Annotated in this window: 7 protein-coding genes; 5 read left to right on the top strand and 2 right to left on the bottom strand. The window is 70.5% G+C overall.

The window, feature by feature from the left end; all coding sequences use genetic code 11:
• Positions 1–27 precede the first annotated feature (27 nt).
• The 4 genes from ACNJ7K_RS03150 (at position 28) to phoH2 (ending at position 16,300) form a co-directional block, all read left to right on the top strand.
• Positions 28–12,306, top strand: coding sequence for an amino acid adenylation domain-containing protein (locus ACNJ7K_RS03150; protein ID WP_487041178.1), 12,279 nt, complete (start codon positions 28–30; stop codon positions 12,304–12,306).
• Positions 12,303–13,346: an ABC transporter substrate-binding protein gene (locus tag ACNJ7K_RS03145; protein ID WP_120281754.1), complete on the top strand. Its 1,044-nt coding sequence runs from the start codon at positions 12,303–12,305 to the stop codon at positions 13,344–13,346. The genes ACNJ7K_RS03150 and ACNJ7K_RS03145 overlap by 4 nt, the downstream gene beginning before the upstream one ends.
• Before the next feature lie 10 nt (positions 13,347–13,356).
• A complete protein-coding gene (entS, locus tag ACNJ7K_RS03140; protein ID WP_487041177.1) occupies positions 13,357–14,610 on the top strand; it encodes an enterobactin transporter EntS in 1,254 nt (417 codons plus the stop codon).
• 325 nt (positions 14,611–14,935) lie between these two features.
• Positions 14,936–16,300, top strand: a complete 1,365-nt coding sequence (phoH2, locus tag ACNJ7K_RS03135) for an RNA 5'-3' helicase PhoH2 (protein ID WP_172414824.1) — start codon at positions 14,936–14,938, stop codon at positions 16,298–16,300.
• 55 nt (positions 16,301–16,355) lie between these two features.
• On the opposite strand, the gene ACNJ7K_RS03130 is transcribed toward phoH2, so the two are convergent.
• Positions 16,356–16,784, bottom strand: coding sequence for a carboxymuconolactone decarboxylase family protein (locus ACNJ7K_RS03130; protein WP_120281767.1), 429 nt, complete (start codon positions 16,782–16,784; stop codon positions 16,356–16,358).
• Between the two features lie 91 nt (positions 16,785–16,875).
• Positions 16,876–17,298, bottom strand: a complete 423-nt coding sequence (locus ACNJ7K_RS03125; RefSeq protein ID WP_487041176.1) for a limonene-1,2-epoxide hydrolase family protein — start codon at positions 17,296–17,298, stop codon at positions 16,876–16,878.
• A gap of 161 nt (positions 17,299–17,459) precedes the next feature.
• On the opposite strand from ACNJ7K_RS03125, the gene ACNJ7K_RS03120 reads away from it, so the two are divergent.
• Positions 17,460–18,050, top strand: a complete 591-nt coding sequence (locus ACNJ7K_RS03120; protein WP_202400337.1) for an LGFP repeat-containing protein — start codon at positions 17,460–17,462, stop codon at positions 18,048–18,050.
• The last annotated feature ends 117 nt before the right edge of the window (positions 18,051–18,167 follow it).

Below are 18,167 nucleotides of genomic sequence, written 5' to 3'. Positions count from 1 at the left end.
GCGGCATCCGTGGGAGAGAGAAATTCGATGCAGTCGGTGTATCCCGTCACGCGCGCGCAGCGGACCATCTATTTCGGTCATCAGCTCGACGCCACCGGGCACCTCTACAACACTGGCATGTACACCGAGACCATCGGCGACGACATCGACATCGACCGGATGATCACGGCGATCCACTCGGTGCTCGACGTCGCGGAGACCCTGCACGTCAACTTCCACATCGACGCCGACGGCAACGTCGTCCAGGTCCCGCGCGCGACCCGCGAATGGGACCTGCCCGTCATCGACTTCCGCGGCGAGGACGACCCGGCGGCGGCGTCCGACCGCTGGATGCGCGAGACGATGAGCGAACCGCAGGATCTCGCCCGCGACCTGCTGTTCCGATTCGCCATCCACCGCCTGGCCGACGACACGGTGCGGCTGTACCAGCAGTACCACCACATCGTGAACGACGGCTACGGCATCGGCCTGGCGACCACCGCGATGACCAAGGCGTACGTCGAGGGAAAGGGACCCGACCGCGCCACGGAGTGGACCCTCGAACGATACGTGCACGTCGACGAGGAGTACGTCGCGAGCGAACAGCGCGAACTCGACCGCCGCTACTGGCTCGACGAACTCGCCGACCTCCCGCAGGTGACGCGCCTGCTCGGCTCGGGTCGCCTGTCGAGTCCCGGCGAACTCGTCGCCTGGTCGCACATCGACGCCGACGGACGCGGCCGGCTCGAGCGGTACGCCAAGGCCCACGGCACCCGGCCCGCCACTGTGCTCATCGCCCTCCTCGGTGCCTATCTGGCCCGGGCCACCCGCCGTCGCGACGTGGTGATCAGCCTGCCCACGACCGCGCGTGGCACCCGCGAACTGCGCACCGTACCCGCGATGGTCGCCAGCGTCCTGCCTCTGCGTTTCGACGTCCCCGACGACGCGCGTCTGGCCGACGTCGCCGAGGTGATCGACGGCAAACTGCTCGGCCTGCTCAAGCACGGCCGGTACCGCGGTGAGGATCTCGGTCGCGAACTCGCCGAGATCGACCCGGACTGGCGGCCCCCGACCGTCGGCGTGAACATCATGCCCGCAGCTGCCTCGCGGTACTCGGTCGGCCGGGAATCGCAGGCGCACATGCTGTCCTCCGGGCCGGTCGGCGAACTCGAATTCATCCTCGTGCTCGAGAAGGCCGGGCACCCGATCGAGATCGGACTGCGCGGTCACGCCGACGACGCACCGCTCGCACAGCGCTGCGCCGCCGATCTCGACGACTTCCTCGCCGCGATCCTCGACGACCTCGACGCGCCGCTCGGCACCTTCGACGTCGCCCCGGCACCGTCGCTCGCCGAGAGCTCCGAGGCCGATCGGATCGACGTTGCCGCCGGGCACGAAGACACCATTGCGGGGCCGCTCGCGCTCATGCCGGCCACCGCGCGACGCCGCGACGCCGGAGTCTCAGTGGATGCCGACCTGCGCGAATACCGCATCCCGGCAGCGGAGGATCTCACCGAGAACGCCGTGGTCGCCGCCGTCGCCGCCGTGGTCGCGCACCACCCGGCGCTGCGGACGACCCTCACCGCACCGGCCCCGGTGCTGTGGCTGCTGTCGGTGAACGACACCGCCGCCGTCGACGCCCGGACCCTCGTCGCGGACACCGCGCTGCCCGCGGGGACCGCGACCGCCGACCTGCCCCTGCGCCCCGACGCCACCGCCGGCCGGATCCTGACCGCGGTGCGGCTCACCGGTGCGGACGAGACTGCCGGGGAACTGGTGTTCCTCGCCCCTGCCGGACTCGTCGACGAGACGTCCTGGGCGATCGTCACCGCCGACCTGCACCGTGCCCTGCGCGCCGCCCGGCGTGGCACGCAGATCGCACTGCCGCCCGTGCCCACCTCACCGGCCACCCACGCCCGCGTCTTCACCGAGCAGGCGGCCTCGCCGCAGCGACTCGCAGAACTATCCGACTGGATGACCACCGTCGCACCCGGCGCCGAGTTCGCCGCAGCGGCGGCCACCGGCCGCACACGGACCCCCGTGACCGTCACGCTGACCGACGACGAATACGCTGCGGCGACAACCGCGATGGCCGGACTCGTCTCGGGTGACGCAACGGATGTGTGGACCGCGGTGACCGCAGCCGCGGTCGCGAGCACCCGCGAGAGCGCCGAGGGTGAACTGCTCGTCGACATCGTCCGCGACGGCCGCGTCGCCCTGACCCCCGACGCCGATCTCACCCGCACCGTCGGCGCGCTGGACTGGACGACGCCGGTACGACTGGCGCTCGCCCCCGATCCGCTCGACGCCCTGCGCACCGCGAAGGAACGCCTGCGCGCCGCCCCCGACCGGGGCATCGGCTGGCCGATGCTGCGCTACGCCAACGTCCAGGCCGGGCCGGCCCTCGCGCCGCTCGGGCAGCCGCAGGTGCTCGTGCGGAGCGGCGGAGACCGCATCGGCGACTACCTGCTCGACATCCACGTCGAACGGGGAATCGACGGCGCCGCGGTGCATCTCACCGCCGACGAGGCGCTCGACCCCGATCTCGTGGTCCGGCTTGCCGAGGCATGGCGCGCGGCGTTCGACGACCTGCTCGGCCGCGCCGACGCAGCCGCGGGAAGAACCTCTCTCACCCCGTCCGATCTCGGACACGTCACGCTCACGCAGAACGAGATCGACCGCGTCGCACGGATCGCGCCGGCGCGGATCGAGGACATCTGGCCCCTGTCGCCGCTGCAGCGCGGCCTGTATTTCCAGTCGGTCTTCGACTCGTCGAAGGACATCTACACCGCCCAGTTCTCGCTCGACTTCGGCCACCGCCTCGACGTCGCGCGCCTGCGCCGCGCCGCCGCACGCCTGCTCGCCGAGAATCCCACCGTGCGTGCCGGTTTCACCGACGACGGCCTGATCGATCCGGTGCAGTTCATTGCCGCCGCGGATCTCGAGGTGCCGTTCACCGAGGTCGACCTCACCGACCTCGCCCCCGCTGAACAGCAGGCCCGCGCCGAGAAACTGATCGAGGAGGATCGGCTGCAGCCGTTCGACCTCGCGTCCCCGCCGCTGTGGCGCATGCTGCTGCTGCATCTCGACGGCATCGACCGTCTCGTCGTCAACCGCGAATTCATCCTCTGGGACGGCTGGTCCGGCGCGCTGTTCGTCGACGAACTCCTCGCCCGCTACGCCGGTGACGAGATCGCCGCGCCCGAAGCAGGTTTCACCGACTACCTGCAGTGGCTCGCCGCCCGCGACCGTGCCGCCGCCGAGCAGGCCTGGCGCGACGAGTTCGCCGATTTCGACAAGCCCACCCTGCTCGCCGGATCCACCCGCGACCGCGCCGCCATCGTGCCGCTGCGCATCGAGTCGTACATCGACGAGACGCTCACCGCGGCACTGCGTGACCGGGCCCGCAGTACGGGCGTCACCCTCAACGCGTTGATGAACGCCGTCGTCGGCCTGCTCCTCGCCGCCGAATCCGGCAGCACCGACGTCGTGTTCGGCTCCACCGTCGCCGGGCGGCCCACCGAGATCGTCGGACTCGACCGCGTGATCGGCATGTTCCTCAACACCGTCCCGGTGCGGGTGCGTCTGTCGGGTGCCGAGACCGTCGCGGAGCTGCTGCGCCGCATGCAGGACGAGTACGCCGACCGCATGGAGTTCGAATATCTCGGGCTCGGCGACATCCTCCGCGCCGTCGGCCATTCCGAACTGTTCGACACCCTGTTCGTGTTGCAGAATTTCAAGGACGCCGACGAGATGGCCCGGCAGTCCGCGCGGCACGACATCGTCGCCGAGGACAGCCTCGACCACACCCACTACCCCCTCGCGATCGTCGTGTCGCCGGGGCAGACCATGCACGTCAAGATCGACTACCGGCCCGACGTCGTCGACGGAGCGCGTGCCCGGGCCCTGCACGACCGCTTCGTGGCGCTGCTCGGCTTCGTCGCCCGCGGCGTCGATCTGCCGGTCACGTCCGTGCCGGCACTGACGGCCGCCGAGCATGCTGTCACCGAAGCCCGGCTGCGCGCCGAGATCCCCGAGGTCGAGGACGCCACCGTCGCCGAGATGCTCATCGCGCGCGCCGCGACCGACGCCGACCGCATCGCCCTCGTCTCCGGTGAGCAGAGCTGCACCTACGGCGAACTCTCCGGACGCGTCGAAGCGCTCGCCCGCACCCTCATCGACGGGGGAGCGGGACCCGAGACCATCGTGTGCCTCGGCCTGCCCCGCAGCATCGACACCGTCGTCGCGCTCTTCGCGATCCTGCGCACCGGTGCCGCCTATCTGCCGCTCGAACTCGACCAGCCCGACGAACGGTTGCGTACCGTCATCGACGACGCGCAACCGGCGCTGTTCCTCACCACCACCGCAGTGCAGGATCGTCTCGGCCTGCCCGCCGACCGCAGCATCCGCCTCGACGAGCCCCTCACGGCGGATACCGCGCCGCTGACCGACGCCGAACTCGGCGCGTTCGCCCCGGGCCGCCCGGGCCGGCTCGAGCACCCCGCCTACGTCATCTACACCTCCGGGTCCACCGGCAAGCCGAAGGGTGTGGTCACCCCCTATCGGGGCCTGACCAACATGCAGCGCAACCACCAGGACGAGATCTTCGATCCGGTGGTCTCGTCGGTGGACGGACGCCGGATGCGGGTCGCGCACACCGTGTCGTTCGCCTTCGACATGTCGTGGGAGGAACTGCTCTGGCTCGTCGAGGGCCACGAGGTGCACGTCTGCGACGAGGACCTGCGACGCGACGCCACCGCGCTCGTCGAGTACTGCAACACCCACGCCATCGACGTCGTCAACGTCACCCCCACCTACGCGACGCAGCTGATCGCGGACGGCATGCTCGACGAGGGGCCGGGACAGCACCGCCCGCCGCTCGTCCTGCTCGGCGGTGAGGCCGTGTCGGATTCGGTGTGGACGCGCCTGCGCGAGACCGGCGGCACCCTCGGGTACAACCTCTACGGCCCCACCGAGTACACGATCAACACCCTCGGCGGTGGCACCGACGACAGCGCGACCCCCACGGTCGGCGTCCCGATCCGCGCGACCCGCGCCTACATCCTCGACCCGTGGCTGCGACCCGTCGTCGACGGTGTCGTCGGCGAGTTGTACATCGCCGGTGTCGGTCTCGCCCGCGGCTATCTGAACCGCTTCGGCCTCACCGCCGACCGGTTCGTCGCCGACCCGTGGTCGGCCGGTGGTCGCATGTACCGCACGGGCGACCTCATGCGCCGACGGTCCGACGGCAACCTCGACTATCTCGGCCGCGTCGACGACCAGGTCAAGATCCGCGGCTACCGCGTCGAACTGCACGAGATCGCGGCCGTGCTCGAGGAGCATCCCGAGGTCGGCACCGCCGCGGTGATCGCCGTCGACGACCCGCTCGTGCCGGGCACGAAACGACTTGCCGCGTACGCGGTTCCGGTGGGAGATGGTGATCCGTCCGATCTGTCCTCGCGGCTCGTCGCCCACCTGCGTGCCCAGCTGCCCGACTACATGGTCCCGGCCGGAGTGCAGCTCATCGACTCCGTGCCGATGACCGTCAACGGCAAGCTCGACACCCGCGCCCTGCCCGAACCGCAGGCCGCGACCGGCCTCGGTGGACGCGCCCCGCGCACCGAGACCGAGAAGGTCCTGTGCGAGATCTTCGCCGACGTCCTCGGCATCGACGAGGTCGGCGCCGACGACGACTTCTTCGAACTCGGCGGGCACTCGATGATCGCCATGCGGATCATCGGCCGCATCCGCTCCGAACTCGGCGTGGACGTCACCATCCGCGACCTGTTCGAGGCCCGCAGCGTCGAGGAACTCGCCCGCCGCATCCCCGGCGCCGCAGCGGCGCTCCCGCCGGTCACCGCGCGGACGCGCCCCGACCGGGTGCCGCTGTCGGCCGCCCAGGAACGCCTGTGGCTGCTCCAGCAGTTGCAGGACGACAGCCTCGCCTACCACTACGCGCACGTCGCCCGTCTCGACGGTGCGGTGGACGCCGATGCCCTCGCTGTTGCGGTCGCCGACGTCGTGGAACGTCACGAGAGCCTGCGCACCGTCGTCGAGTCCGAGGACGGCACGCCCTACCAGCGAATCCTGTCCACAGCCGAGGCCGTGCGCTTCGACCTGCACGAGACGGAGTCCGAGGACGCCGTCCGGGCGCTGCTCACCGAGCGGCTCACCGCGTCGTTCGATCTGCGCACCGACCCGCCGCTGCGTGTCGTGCTGGTGCGCGTCGCGCCCGACCGGCACGTCCTCGCGGTGGTGCTGCACCACATCGCGACCGACGAATGGTCGGACGCGCCGCTGCTCGGCGACCTCACCCGCGCCTACCTCGCGCGGTCGGCCGGTGCGGCACCAGAGTGGTCGCCGCTGCCCGTCCAGTACGCCGACTACACGCTGTGGCAGCGCGAACTGATCGAGGCCGGCCGGATCGACACCCAGATCGACTACTGGACCGACACTCTCGCGCAGTTGCCCGACGAGATCGTCCTGCCCACCGACCGGCTCCGCCCCGCGCGGCCGACGGGCGCGGCGGGCAACACCACCGCGACGGTCCCCGCCGACATCGCCGTCCGCCTGCGAGCGGTCGCGGATGCCCTCGGCGGCACGATGTTCATGGCGCTGCACGCGGCCGTCGCGGCACTGCTCTCGCGGCTCGGCGCGGGCGACGACATCGTCGTCGGTACCCCGGTCTCGGGCCGGTCCGACACCGTCCTCGACGAACTCGTCGGCTTCTTCGTCAACACCCTCGTGCTGCGCACCGACCTGTCCGGCGAACCCACCTTCGCCGAACTCCTCGACCGGGTGCGCGAGACCGACCTCGCGGCGATGGCGCACCAGGAGGTGCCCTTCCAGCAGCTCGTCGAGCGACTCGCACCGCCGCGCGTCGAGGGACGGAACCCGCTGTTCCAGGTGATGATGAGCTACCTGCAGCGCCCCGCGCAGCTGCCCGACCTGCTCGGTGTGCCCACCCGCTGGGAGCCACTGAGCAACGTCCGCGCCAAGTTCGACCTCAACCTCACCTTCGTCGACGCCCCGGACACCGGCGAGGTCGCCGTGTCGGTGGAGTACGCGACCGACCTGTTCGACGCCACCACGGCCGACACGTTGCTCGCTGCGCTGCTCACGCTGCTCGAGCGGGTCGCGAGCGCACCCGAGGCCCGGATCGGCGACGTCGCGATCCTCGACGCCGACGAGACCGCGGGACAGCTCGCCGTGGGCACCGGCGAGCGCGTCGACTTCGCTCTCGTCCCGCTGAGCGAGGTGCTCGCGCGCAGCGCCGCCGAGTACGCCGAACGGCCGGCTCTCGTCGCAGCCGACCACACCCTCACCCATGCTGCGCTCGACGCCGCCTCGAACCGCCTCGCGCGTGAACTCGTCGCGCTCGGTGCCGGCCCGGACGCGATCGTCGCGGTCGCGGTGCCCCGCTCCGTGGAGCAGGTCGTCGCGATCCACGCCGTCGTGAAGTCCGGTGCGGCCTACCAGCCGATCGACACCACGCTGCCCGACGCGCGCATCGAGTACCTGCTCGGTGACGCACGTCCGCGAGTCGTGCTGACGTGCAGCGATATCGCCTTGCCCGGTGACCCTCCGCGACTCGACCTCGACGACGCCGAGGTCCGTGCCCGCATCGACGCCCATAGCCCGGAGTCGATTACAGACACCGACCGGATCGCGCCGCTGATCCTCGACCACCCGCTCTACGTCATCTACACCTCGGGGTCGACGGGTCTGCCCAAGGGCGTCACCGTGTCGCACCGCGCCGTGGCGAACCGGTTGGAATGGGTGCGCCGCGAACTGCCCGTCTCGCCCGACGACCGGGTCCTGCTGCGCACGCCCGCGACCTTCGACGTGTCGGTGTGGGAGTTGTTCGCGCCGTTCGTCGACGGTGCGAGCGTCGTCGTCGGCGGACCCGACGCGCACCGCGATCCCGTCGAATCGGCGACCCTGCTGCGCGACGGGAACATCACCGTCGCCCATTTCGTGCCGTCGATGCTCGAGGAGACCCTCGCCGTGCCCGCCACCGCGGACGCCGCGAACCTGCGGCGCATCGTGTGCAGCGGTGAAGCACTGTCGCCGCGCACCGTCGAACGCGCGGCGAAGGTGCTGCCGCAGGTGAAGGTCCACAACCTGTACGGCCCGACCGAAGCCGCGGTCGAGGTGACCCTCGACGCCGACCCGGAGGTCCGGATCGGTTCGCCCACCCGCGGTTCCGTCATCGGACGGCCGGGCGCGAACGTGTGCCTGTACGTGCTCGACCGGTATCTGCGTCCCGTGCCGGCCGGCACCCCGGGCGAGCTGTACATCGGGGGAGTGCAGGTCGCGCAGGGCTACCTGCGACGCCCGGCGCTCACCGCCCAGCGGTTCGTCGCCGACCCCTACGGTGATCCCGGCGACCGGCTCTACCGCACCGGCGACCTCGCGCGGTGGGACGCCCGCGATGACCTCGAATATCTCGGCCGCGGCGACGACCAGATCAAGCTGCGCGGTCTGCGCATCGAACTCGGCGAACTCGAAGCGGCTCTCGACGCCGTCGACGGTGTCGCCCGTGCCGTAGCGGCGGTCAAGCCCGGTCCCGCCGGCTCTGCCGGTTCGACCGGCACAGGCGATTCGGTGCTCGTCGGATATGTCGTTCCTGCAGCGGGTGTCGCGGTGGATCCGGTGGCGGTCCGTGAGGCACTCGTCGGACGTGTGCCCGATTACCTGCTGCCCGCACGGGTTCTCGTGATCGACGCGGTTCCGACGAGTTTCAATGGCAAACTCGATCGCAGTGCCCTGCCGGCACCGGAGTTCGACACCGGATCCGAACGGCAGCCGCGCACCGAACTCGAAGCGACGATCGCGACACTGTTCGCCGATGCGCTGGGACTCGACGAGGTCGGCATCGACGGCGACTTCTTCGCGCTCGGTGGGCATTCGCTGGCCGCGATCCGGCTCGTCAACGCGATCCGCTCGGAGCTCGGCGTGGATCTGGCCCTGCGCACGGTCTTCGACGCCCCGACCGTGGAGTCGCTCGCGCAGCGGTGCGCGGCCGCCGGGCAGGCGTCGCCCCGACCCGCGCTGGTCGCGACCGACCCGCGACCGGCGATGGTGCCGCTGTCGTACGCGCAGCAACGCCTGTGGATCCTCGACCAGCTCGGAGCCCGCGGCGGCGTGTACAACGTGCCCGTCACGTGGCGGGTGCACGGGCGCGTCGACGTCCCGGCACTCGAAGCCGCCGTGCGCGACGTCGTCCTGCGCCACGAGGCGCTGCGCACGGTCTTCCCGAGCTCGGACGGGCAGGCCCACCAGCTGGTGCTCACGCCCGACGAGGTCCGCGTGGTCGCCGACCACCGTTCGGTCGACGCGGCCGATGTCCGCGATGCGCTGGCCGAGGCGATCGGTCACCGCTTCGATCTGTCGGCAGAGCTGCCGGTGCGGTTGTCGGTCCTCGACGCCGGGGACGACACCGTGGTGGCACTGGTGATCCACCACATCGCCGTCGACGAGTGGTCGACCAAGGCACTGCTCACGGACCTCGCCACGGCCTACGCGCTGCGGCAGGCGGGGCAGGCACCCGAGTGGACGCAACCCACCGTACAGTACGCCGATTTCACGCTGTGGCAGCGCGAACTGCTCGGCGACCCGGCGGATGCGGAGTCGCTCGCCGCGCGTGAGCGCGCCTACTGGCGCGACGCCCTCGCCGGCCTGCCCGAGGAACTGCCGCTGTCGACCGACCGGACCCGTCCGGCCCGCACCTCCTATCGCGGTGGCGCCGTGCCGTTCGCGCTCGACCCGGAGGTCGTGCGCGCACTGCGGGAACTCGCACGCGCACAGGACGTCTCGATGTTCATGGTCGTCCAGGCCGCGGTGGCGGTGCTGCTCGCGGCCTACGGTGGCGGCGAGGACATCCCGCTCGGCACCCCGGTCTCCGGCCGCGGCGACGCACAGCTCGAGGATCTCGTCGGCTTCTTCCTCAACACCCTCGTGCTGCGCACCGACCTGTCCGGCGACCCCACCGTCGCCGAACTGCTCGACCGGATCCGCCGCACCGACCTCGAGGCGTTCGACCACCAGGACCTGCCGTTCGAGCAGGTCGTCGACGCGGTGCTCGGCTCCGACCGATCCGTCTCGCGCGCCCTGCACCCGCTGTTCCAGGTGATGATCGTCTATCTCGTCGAACCCGATCCGCGCAGCGCGGGTGGGCTCACCGCGGGTGTCACCCCCGAACCACACCCGATGGAGACCTCGAAGTTCGACCTGTCCTTCGACCTCGTCGAATATGCGGGCACCGACACCGTCGTCGGCGTCGTCGAGTACAGCTCCGACCTGTACGACCGCGGCACCGTCGAACGTCTCGCCGCCGGACTCGACCGGGTGCTACGCACGCTGGCCGGCGGAGAGGCACACCGGCGCCTGTCCGCCATCGACGTGCTGCCGGCCGACGAACGCGCCCGGCTCGAGCAGTGGCGGACCACACCGGCACAGGCCACCGAAGCCGCTACCGTCGCGGACCTGTTCGACGACGCGGCCACCCGCCACCCGCACGAGACGGCGCTCGTGGCAGGCGATCTCGAATGGACCTTCGCCGACCTCGCGTCCCGGGTCCGCCGGTGGGCGCGCCTGCTCGTCGACCACGGTGTCGCTCCCGAGACCCGCGTGGCGCTCGTGCTGCCCCGCACGGCCGACACGATCGCGGCGATGCTCGCGGTGCTCGTCTCCGGCGGCGCCTACGTCGCGCTCGAACCGCGCACTCCCACCGATCGTCTCGCGACGATCCTCGGCACTGCGGAGCCCGTCGTCGTGCTCACCACCGGAGAACTCGTGTCGTCGCTGCCCGCAGGGGACGCGCCGGTGCTCGCGCTCGACGACGAGACGCTCGCCGAGCGGGTCGCCGGTTACGACGACGCGCCGATGACCGACGCGGACCGGCTCGCACCGTTGCGCGCAGACCACCCGGCCTACGTCGTGTACACCTCCGGTTCCACCGGCACACCCAAGGCGGTCCTCGCCCTGCACCGCGGCCTGACCGCGCTGTTCCACAGCCACCGCGCCGATCTGTACGAACCGACGCAGGCACGGACCGGACGCGACCGGCTCCGGGTCGGCCACGCATGGTCGTTCGCCTTCGACGCGTCGTGGCAGCCGCAGCTGTGGCTCTTCGACGGGCACGCGGTGCACGTCGTCGACGAGAAGGTCCAGCGCGACCCGGCCGAGATGGTCCGCGTCGCCCACGAATCCCGCTGGGACTTCGTCGAGGTCACCCCGTCACACCTCGCGCAGCTGCTCGATCACGGACTCGCGGACGACGGACGGTGCCCGGCCTCGCTCGGTTTCGGCGGCGAGGCAGTCTCCCAACCGATGTGGGACCGGCTGCGCGGGTTGGACGGCGTGAGCGCCTACAACCTCTACGGGCCGAGCGAGAGCACCGTCGACGCGCTCGTCGCACGGGCCTCGGACGCGGACGCGCCCGTCGCGGGCCGACCGGTGGTCGGCACCCGGGCCTACATCCTCGACCGGTGGATGCGCCCCGCGCCGATCGGCGTGGAGGGCGAGCTCTACCTCGCCGGTCGTGGACTGGCCCGCGGTTATCTCGCCGACCCGGGTCGCACCGCCGACCGTTTCGTCGCGGACACGATCGATCCGGAGTTCCCCGGTGATCGCATGTACCGCACGGGTGACCGGGCCCTGTGGACGTCCGACGGACACATCCGATACCGCGGACGCGGCGACGACCAGGTCAAAATCCGCGGTTACCGGATCGAGCCGGCCGAGATCGAGACCGTGCTCTCGTCGCGACCGGACGTCGCGACCGCCGTGGTGCTCGCCCGCACCGATCTCGGCGCGACGGCGCGTCTCGTCGCATACGTCGTCCCGGTCGCCGGGTACACCCTCGACGCCGAGACGCTGCGGCGGGCGGTGGCGCGGGTGCTGCCCGACTACATGGTGCCGTCGGCGACGGTCGTCCTGGACGCCCTGCCCACGCTCGCCAACGGCAAGATCGACCGCGCCGCACTGCCGCGACCGGAACTCGCCCCTCGAGCGCACCGGGCACCGTCCACACCGGCCGAAGAACTGCTGTGCGCCCTCGCCTCCGAGGTCACCGGCATCGAGCAGGTCGGCGTCGACGACGATCTGCTCGACCTCGGATGCGACAGCATCTCGGTGATGCGGATCCTCGGCGGACTGCGCGCGGCCGGATACGTGATCGACGCCGAGTCGATCCTCACCGCCGGGTCGATCGGCGAACTCGCCGCAACCCTCCACGAACCGACTGATCGTTCCACAACAGAGCCGATTGGTTGTTCCACAACAGAGTCGATTGGTTGTTCCCCAACAGAGGAGAATCGATGAGGATCCACACGCGACTGCGCCGGATCGGCGTCGCCCTCGCCGCCACCGCCATGCTGGTCGGTGTCACGGCGTGCGGCTCGGACACCGACAGCGGTAGCTCGTCCGGCAGCGCGACGGCTGCGAACGGCGAGTTCCCGGTCACCGTCTCCGGCAAGTTCGGCGACACGACCGTCGAGTCCGCCCCGACCCGGGCCCTGCCGCTGTCGCCGCAGGACGCCGACATCCTGCTGTCGCTGGGCGTCACCCCGCTCGCGCTCCCCGTCGATGCCCAGAACCTCGCCGCGACCGGCGGCACCGGCGTCTGGCCGTGGGAGGCCGAAGCGCTCGGCGCCGACGTCCCGCCGCTGCTGAACATGGACGGCGGTGCCACGGTGATCGCCGAGCAGATCGCCGCGCTGCAGCCCGACATCATCGTCTCCACCGGCTTCTGGGGACTCGAGCAGAACACCTACGATCAGCTCGCCGAGCAGTTCCCCGTCGTCCACTTCGACTACCGCGCCAACGGTGAGCCGTGGCAGGACTCCACCCGCAAGATCGCATCGGCCCTCGGCATCCCCGAGAAGGCCGAGGAGGTCATCGAGCAGGCCGAGGCCGATCTCGACGCCGCCAAGGAGCAGTACCCCGCACTCGAGGGCACGACCTACAACGCGATCATCGGCGACACCGGTGGCCAGCTGTCGGTGCTCGCCGCCGACGACCGCGGCATCGGACAGTTCCTGAACTCCCTCGGCCTCGAGCTCAGCGAATACGCGAACACACTCCAGGTCGATGCCGACGGACGCGGTGTGCTGTCCTACGAGGAGATCTCGCAGCTCGATGCCGACCTGCTCGTCGTCGTCTCGCCCACCGGCGATCTCGGATACCTGACCAAGTTCGAGGCCTGGAACCGTCTTCCGGCCGTCGAGCGTGGCGCGGTCGTCTCGCTCGCCCGCAACACCGGCATGCCGAACGCCGTGGGCTTCCCGTCGGCGCTGTCGCTGAAGTGGGCCACCGCCGAGATCGCCCCGATGCTCGCCGACGCCGCCGCGAAGTCCGAGTGACGGACCGGCAATGAGCAACGGCGCCCTCTTCGATCTGCGGCCGCTGCGCGAGAGCGCGGCCTTCCGCCGGATCTTCATCGCTCGCACCATCTCGATCTTCGGTATCGGGATGCTCATGGTCGGCGTGCCGATCCAGGTCTACGACCTGACCGGATCGTCGCCGATGGTGGGTCTGGTCTCCGCGCTCGAAGGGGGCGCTGCGATCGGTGGCATGCTGCTCGGCGGCATGCTCGCCGACCGCTACAACCGCAAGTTCCTGATCCTGTTCGCCCGCACCGTCTCAGGCCTCACCTTCGTAGGACTGGCCGTCAACGCCGGTCTGTCGTCGCCCTCGGTGCCGGCGATCATCGCCCTGACGGTCGTCAACGGCCTGATCGGGTCGATCAGCATCGCGGCTCTGCTGGCGGTCGTGCCCACGCTCGTCCCCAAGGACCAGCTCGTCGCCGTCGGCGCGCTCAACGTCCTCAGCGCCCGCGCCGGAGCCGTCCTGTCCCCGGCGCTCGGCGGTCTCGTGATCGCGACGTTCTCGGTCGCGTGGAACTACTGGGTGGCCGCGATCGGCACCGCCGTGACCGTCACCCTGCTCTCGGGCCTGCCTGCGCTGAACCCGCCGAACTCGGATGCCGGGCACGACGCCGACACACCCTCGGAGACGGTGACCGGCTTCCTGCGCCGCGAACGCGTCGTCGGTGGCGTGATGATCGCCGGTGTCGTCGCGATGCTCGGTGGCGGTGTGCTCGTGCTCGTCCCGGCCTTCGCCGACGCGCGTTTCGAGGGCAACGCCGTCGCCATCGGCGTCATGTATGCGGCGATCGCGCTCGGTGCCGCCGCAGCCACGGTCACCAGCGGGTGGCTCGGCCGGTCGGTGCGGCCCGGTCGCGTGCTGCTCACCGCACTGATCCTCGGATTCGTCGTCCAGGCACTGGTCGGCTTCACGTCCGTCCTGGCGCTCACCGCCGTGCTGCTCGTGATCGTCGGTGTGTTCGGGGCCGTCCAGGAGGTGCTGCGCTACTCGCTGATCCAGACGCACACGCCCCACACGCTGCTCGGCCGGGTGAACGGCCTGTGGTCCGCCCAGGAGGTCGCGGGCATGTCGGTCGGTGCGCTCGTCGCGGGCCTGTTCGGCGGCATCTTCGACGCCCCGGACGCGGTCGTCTGGTACAGCGCCGCGATGGCGGTCCTCGCGCTGCTCGTGACCCTGGTGCTGCGGCGCCTGCGCGGCGCGGCGATGGAACCGAGCGCGTATCCGGTCACGGTCGAGTGACCGTACGCCGCGCGATCCACGGGTTCGCGCGCTCCTGACGCAGCGGAGTCGACTGTGTTTGCTGGGGTTCAGGGGTACTTACGAGGTGTCGTTAACGCAATCTTCACCGACACGCTTCCCCCTGCCGAGCGAATCGTCCGTATCGGGGTTAGCGTCGGGGGTGTAGGCGGCGCAGGTGCCGTCTACACGGGAGGTCCCTGATCGTGTGGCTGACACAGTCCGAGCGAGGGGGCCGGCACCGGGCCTCCGTGGTCGTGACGACACCGGGGACCCACCGGCCCACCGAATACGTCCGGGCGGTGCCGTCCGGGCCGAGGAGCCCCACGTGAACGCAACACGCTCCGTCCCCACCCGCTCCGGCCACGCCTCCGGTACCGCCGCTGCGAAAGAATCCGCTGTACGCACCTACGTGCTGGACACTTCAGTGTTGCTCTCCGACCCTTGGGCGGTCACCAGGTTCGCCGAGCACGAAGTCGTCCTCCCGCTGGTCGTGATCGGCGAACTCGAAGGGAAACGGCACCACCACGAACTCGGCTGGTTCGCCCGCGAATCGTTGCGCCTGCTCGACGACCTGCGGCAGCGGCACGGACGCCTCGACCAGCCTATCCCCATCGGGGACGAGGGTGGCACCCTCCACGTGGAGCTCAATCACACCGACCCCATGGTCCTGCCCGCGGGATTCCGCACCGACACCAACGACTCCCGCATCCTCGCGTGCGCCCTGAACCTGGCCACCGAGGGTCGCGACGTGGTGCTCGTCAGCAAGGACATCCCGTTGCGCGTCAAGGCCGGTGCCGTCGGCCTCGACGCCGACGAGTACCACGCCCAGGACGTGGTGATCTCGGGATGGACGGGCATGACCGAACTCGAAGTCGACCGGGCCCTCATCGACGAGATGTTCACCGAGGGCATCGTCGACATCGACGACGCGCGGGATCTGCCGTGCCACACGGGGATCAGACTTCTCGGTGGTTCGTCCAGCGCACTCGGCCGGGTCACCGCCGACAAGCGGGTGCAGCTCGTCCGCGGCGACCGGGAGGCGTTCGGACTGCACGGACGCTCCGCCGAACAGCGCGTCGCCCTCGACCTGCTGCTCGACGAATCCGTCGGCATCGTCTCCCTCGGCGGCAAGGCCGGAACGGGAAAGTCCGCCCTGGCACTGACGGCCGGACTCGAGGCCGTCCTGGAAAGACGCACCCACCGCAAGGTGGTCGTCTTCCGGCCGCTCTACGCGGTGGGTGGGCAGGAACTCGGCTACCTGCCGGGTACCGAGGCCGAGAAGATGAATCCGTGGGGCCAGGCGGTCTTCGACACCCTCGAAGGACTTGCCAGCCCGGCGGTGCTCGAGGAGGTGCTCAGCCGCGGAATGCTGGAAGTGCTGCCGCTCACGCACATTCGCGGCCGGTCGTTGCACGATTCGTTCGTTGTCGTCGACGAGGCCCAGTCGCTCGAACGCAACGTGCTGCTCACCGTCCTGTCGCGGCTCGGTGCGGGATCACGCGTCGTGCTCACCCACGACGTCGCCCAGCGCGACAACCTGCGTGTCGGCCGGCACGACGGTGTCGCGGCGGTCATCGAGAAGCTCAAGGGGCATCCGTTGTTCGCGCACGTGACGCTCACCCGCAGTGAGCGGTCGCCGATCGCGGCCCTCGTGACGGAGATGCTCGAGGAGTTCGCTCCGGGCGCCTGACGCCCGAGCACGGTCGACGCGGCGCGTCCGGCATCCGCCGGGCGCGCCGTCGTCGTCAGGCCTCGTCGGAGGCGTCGGTGTCCTCGGAGAGGGGGCCGAGTTCGGCCTCGAGCACTTCCTGGACCACGCGCATCGCAGCGAGTCCGGCGGGGGCGCCGCAGTACGCCGAGCAGTGGATGACGGATTCGACGATCTCTGTGCGGCCGAGCCCGTTGCGCAGGGCTCCGCGGACGTGTCCGCGCAGCTCGTTCTCAGCGCGCAGCGCGATGAGCATGCCGAGGTTGAGCAGGCTGCGGCTGCGCCGGTCCAGGCCGGGACGCGACCACACGGCACCCCAGGCGTGCTCGGTCACGAACTCCTGCATCGCCTCGGAGTCGGTGCCGCGGGAACGCTCGAATGCCCGCTCGACGAAGTCGTCACCCATCACTTCGCGCCGGATCTCCAGACCCGTCGTGAATCCAGGAGTGTGCTCGGCGTCGGACATGTCATCGCTCCCTGCTGATCCGTCGCCGAACGGTTCGGCGACGAACGGATTCTATGCGGGCGCCCTCAGGGGAGCGGTGGGGTGAGGAGCGTCAGGAGCGACGCAGCACGGCGCGCAGGACGCCCACGACGGTTCCCCGGAGGAAGGTGAGGACGTCGAAGTGGTCGTCCCACACGGCGATCCGTCCGTCACGCACTTCGAAGGTGCCGCACACCCAGAACTCGATGCGCACCGGCCCGAAGCGCAGGATGTCGGTGCGTTCGGTGAGCACGATGTCGCCGTCGGCCGCGATGTGGTGGACGACGACGCCGAAGCCCACCGAAGGTCGCGCGAGACCTGCGAGGATCTTCCGGACCCGGGCGCCGCCGCGGATGGTGGGGAGCCAGGTGTTGTGCCACGCGATGTCGTCGGTGATCAGCGAGGCGGCGCGGTCGATGTCCTCGGCGGCCGTTGCCTCCAGGAAATCGGTCACCGTGGCGACGGCGTCCTGCGCGGTGGCGGTCTGTGTGCTCATCGTTCTCCTCGGCGTCGGCTGCGTCGCATGGTAACGGCAGGATGCCGGGGATGGGGTGGATTCGTGCACGTCACGGAATCACCGGAAACCGGGTTGTGTCGCGGAGGAGTCGGGCACCCTGAGATCAGGTACCCGTCCTCTCGAGTGACAGGAGCGAACCGATGAACCGAATTCCCCGACGCAGAGCAGCGTTGGTGGCGGCCGCAGCGGCGGTCGGGCTGGTGGTCGCGGGCTGCAGCGACGACCAGTCGGCGGAGGAAACGGTGGGCAGCGCGACCAGCGCGGTCCAGTCCGCCGCGGAGAGCGTGGCGTCCGAGGCGGAGAGCGCCGTCGAATCGATCACGCAGGGCGACGATTCGCCCGAAGCCGAGGAGCCCGCGGCGGATCAGTCCAGTGCGGTGCCGGGACCGGACGGCGAGCAGGTCGAACTCAGCGGGCCGATCCTGCAGAAGTACGACGAGGTCGGCGGTGCGTCCAGCCCGCTCGGTGCCGCGACCGGCCAGCAGGAGGAGGTCGGCGACGGCTACGTCGCGGAGTTCGAGGGCGGCATCATCGCGTGGAGCCCCGACACCGATTCCCACATCGTGTGGGGTGAGATCCGCACGGCCTGGGAGGCCGCGGGCGGTGCCGGTGGCGATCTGGGCTTCCCGATCACCGACGAGGAACAGACCCCCGACGGTGCGCGGAGCAACTTCCAGTTCGGTTACATCACCTGGGCGCCCGGCGCCGGGACCGAGGTGGTCCAGGAGTGAGGTGACTCCCAGCTCGCTGAGTCCTCGCTATCCGCTCGCGTTTTCGCCATCCTCTACAGCAAATTGCCGTAGAGGATGGCCGAACATGTAGCGGATGCAGGCGGGGTCGGTCGGGGC

This window comes from Rhodococcus shunpengi (assembly GCF_048381395.1).
In the GTDB taxonomy this organism is placed as follows: Bacteria; Actinomycetota; Actinomycetes; order Mycobacteriales; family Mycobacteriaceae; genus Rhodococcus.
This window is presented reverse-complemented; position numbering and strand designations above follow the sequence as displayed.

Excerpts from the sequence above, each read along its gene's own strand:
- entS (WP_487041177.1), top strand. The coding sequence starts at position 13,357 with ATGAGCAACGGCGCCCTCTTCGATCTGCGGCCGCTGCGCGAGAGCGCG.
- ACNJ7K_RS03130 (WP_120281767.1), bottom strand. The coding sequence starts at position 16,784 with ATGTCCGACGCCGAGCACACTCCTGGATTCACGACGGGTCTGGAGATC.
- ACNJ7K_RS03150 (WP_487041178.1), top strand. The coding sequence starts at position 28 with ATGCAGTCGGTGTATCCCGTCACGCGCGCGCAGCGGACCATCTATTTC.
- ACNJ7K_RS03145 (WP_120281754.1), top strand. The coding sequence starts at position 12,303 with ATGAGGATCCACACGCGACTGCGCCGGATCGGCGTCGCCCTCGCCGCC.
- ACNJ7K_RS03120 (WP_202400337.1), top strand. The coding sequence starts at position 17,460 with ATGAACCGAATTCCCCGACGCAGAGCAGCGTTGGTGGCGGCCGCAGCG.
- ACNJ7K_RS03125 (WP_487041176.1), bottom strand. The coding sequence starts at position 17,298 with ATGAGCACACAGACCGCCACCGCGCAGGACGCCGTCGCCACGGTGACC.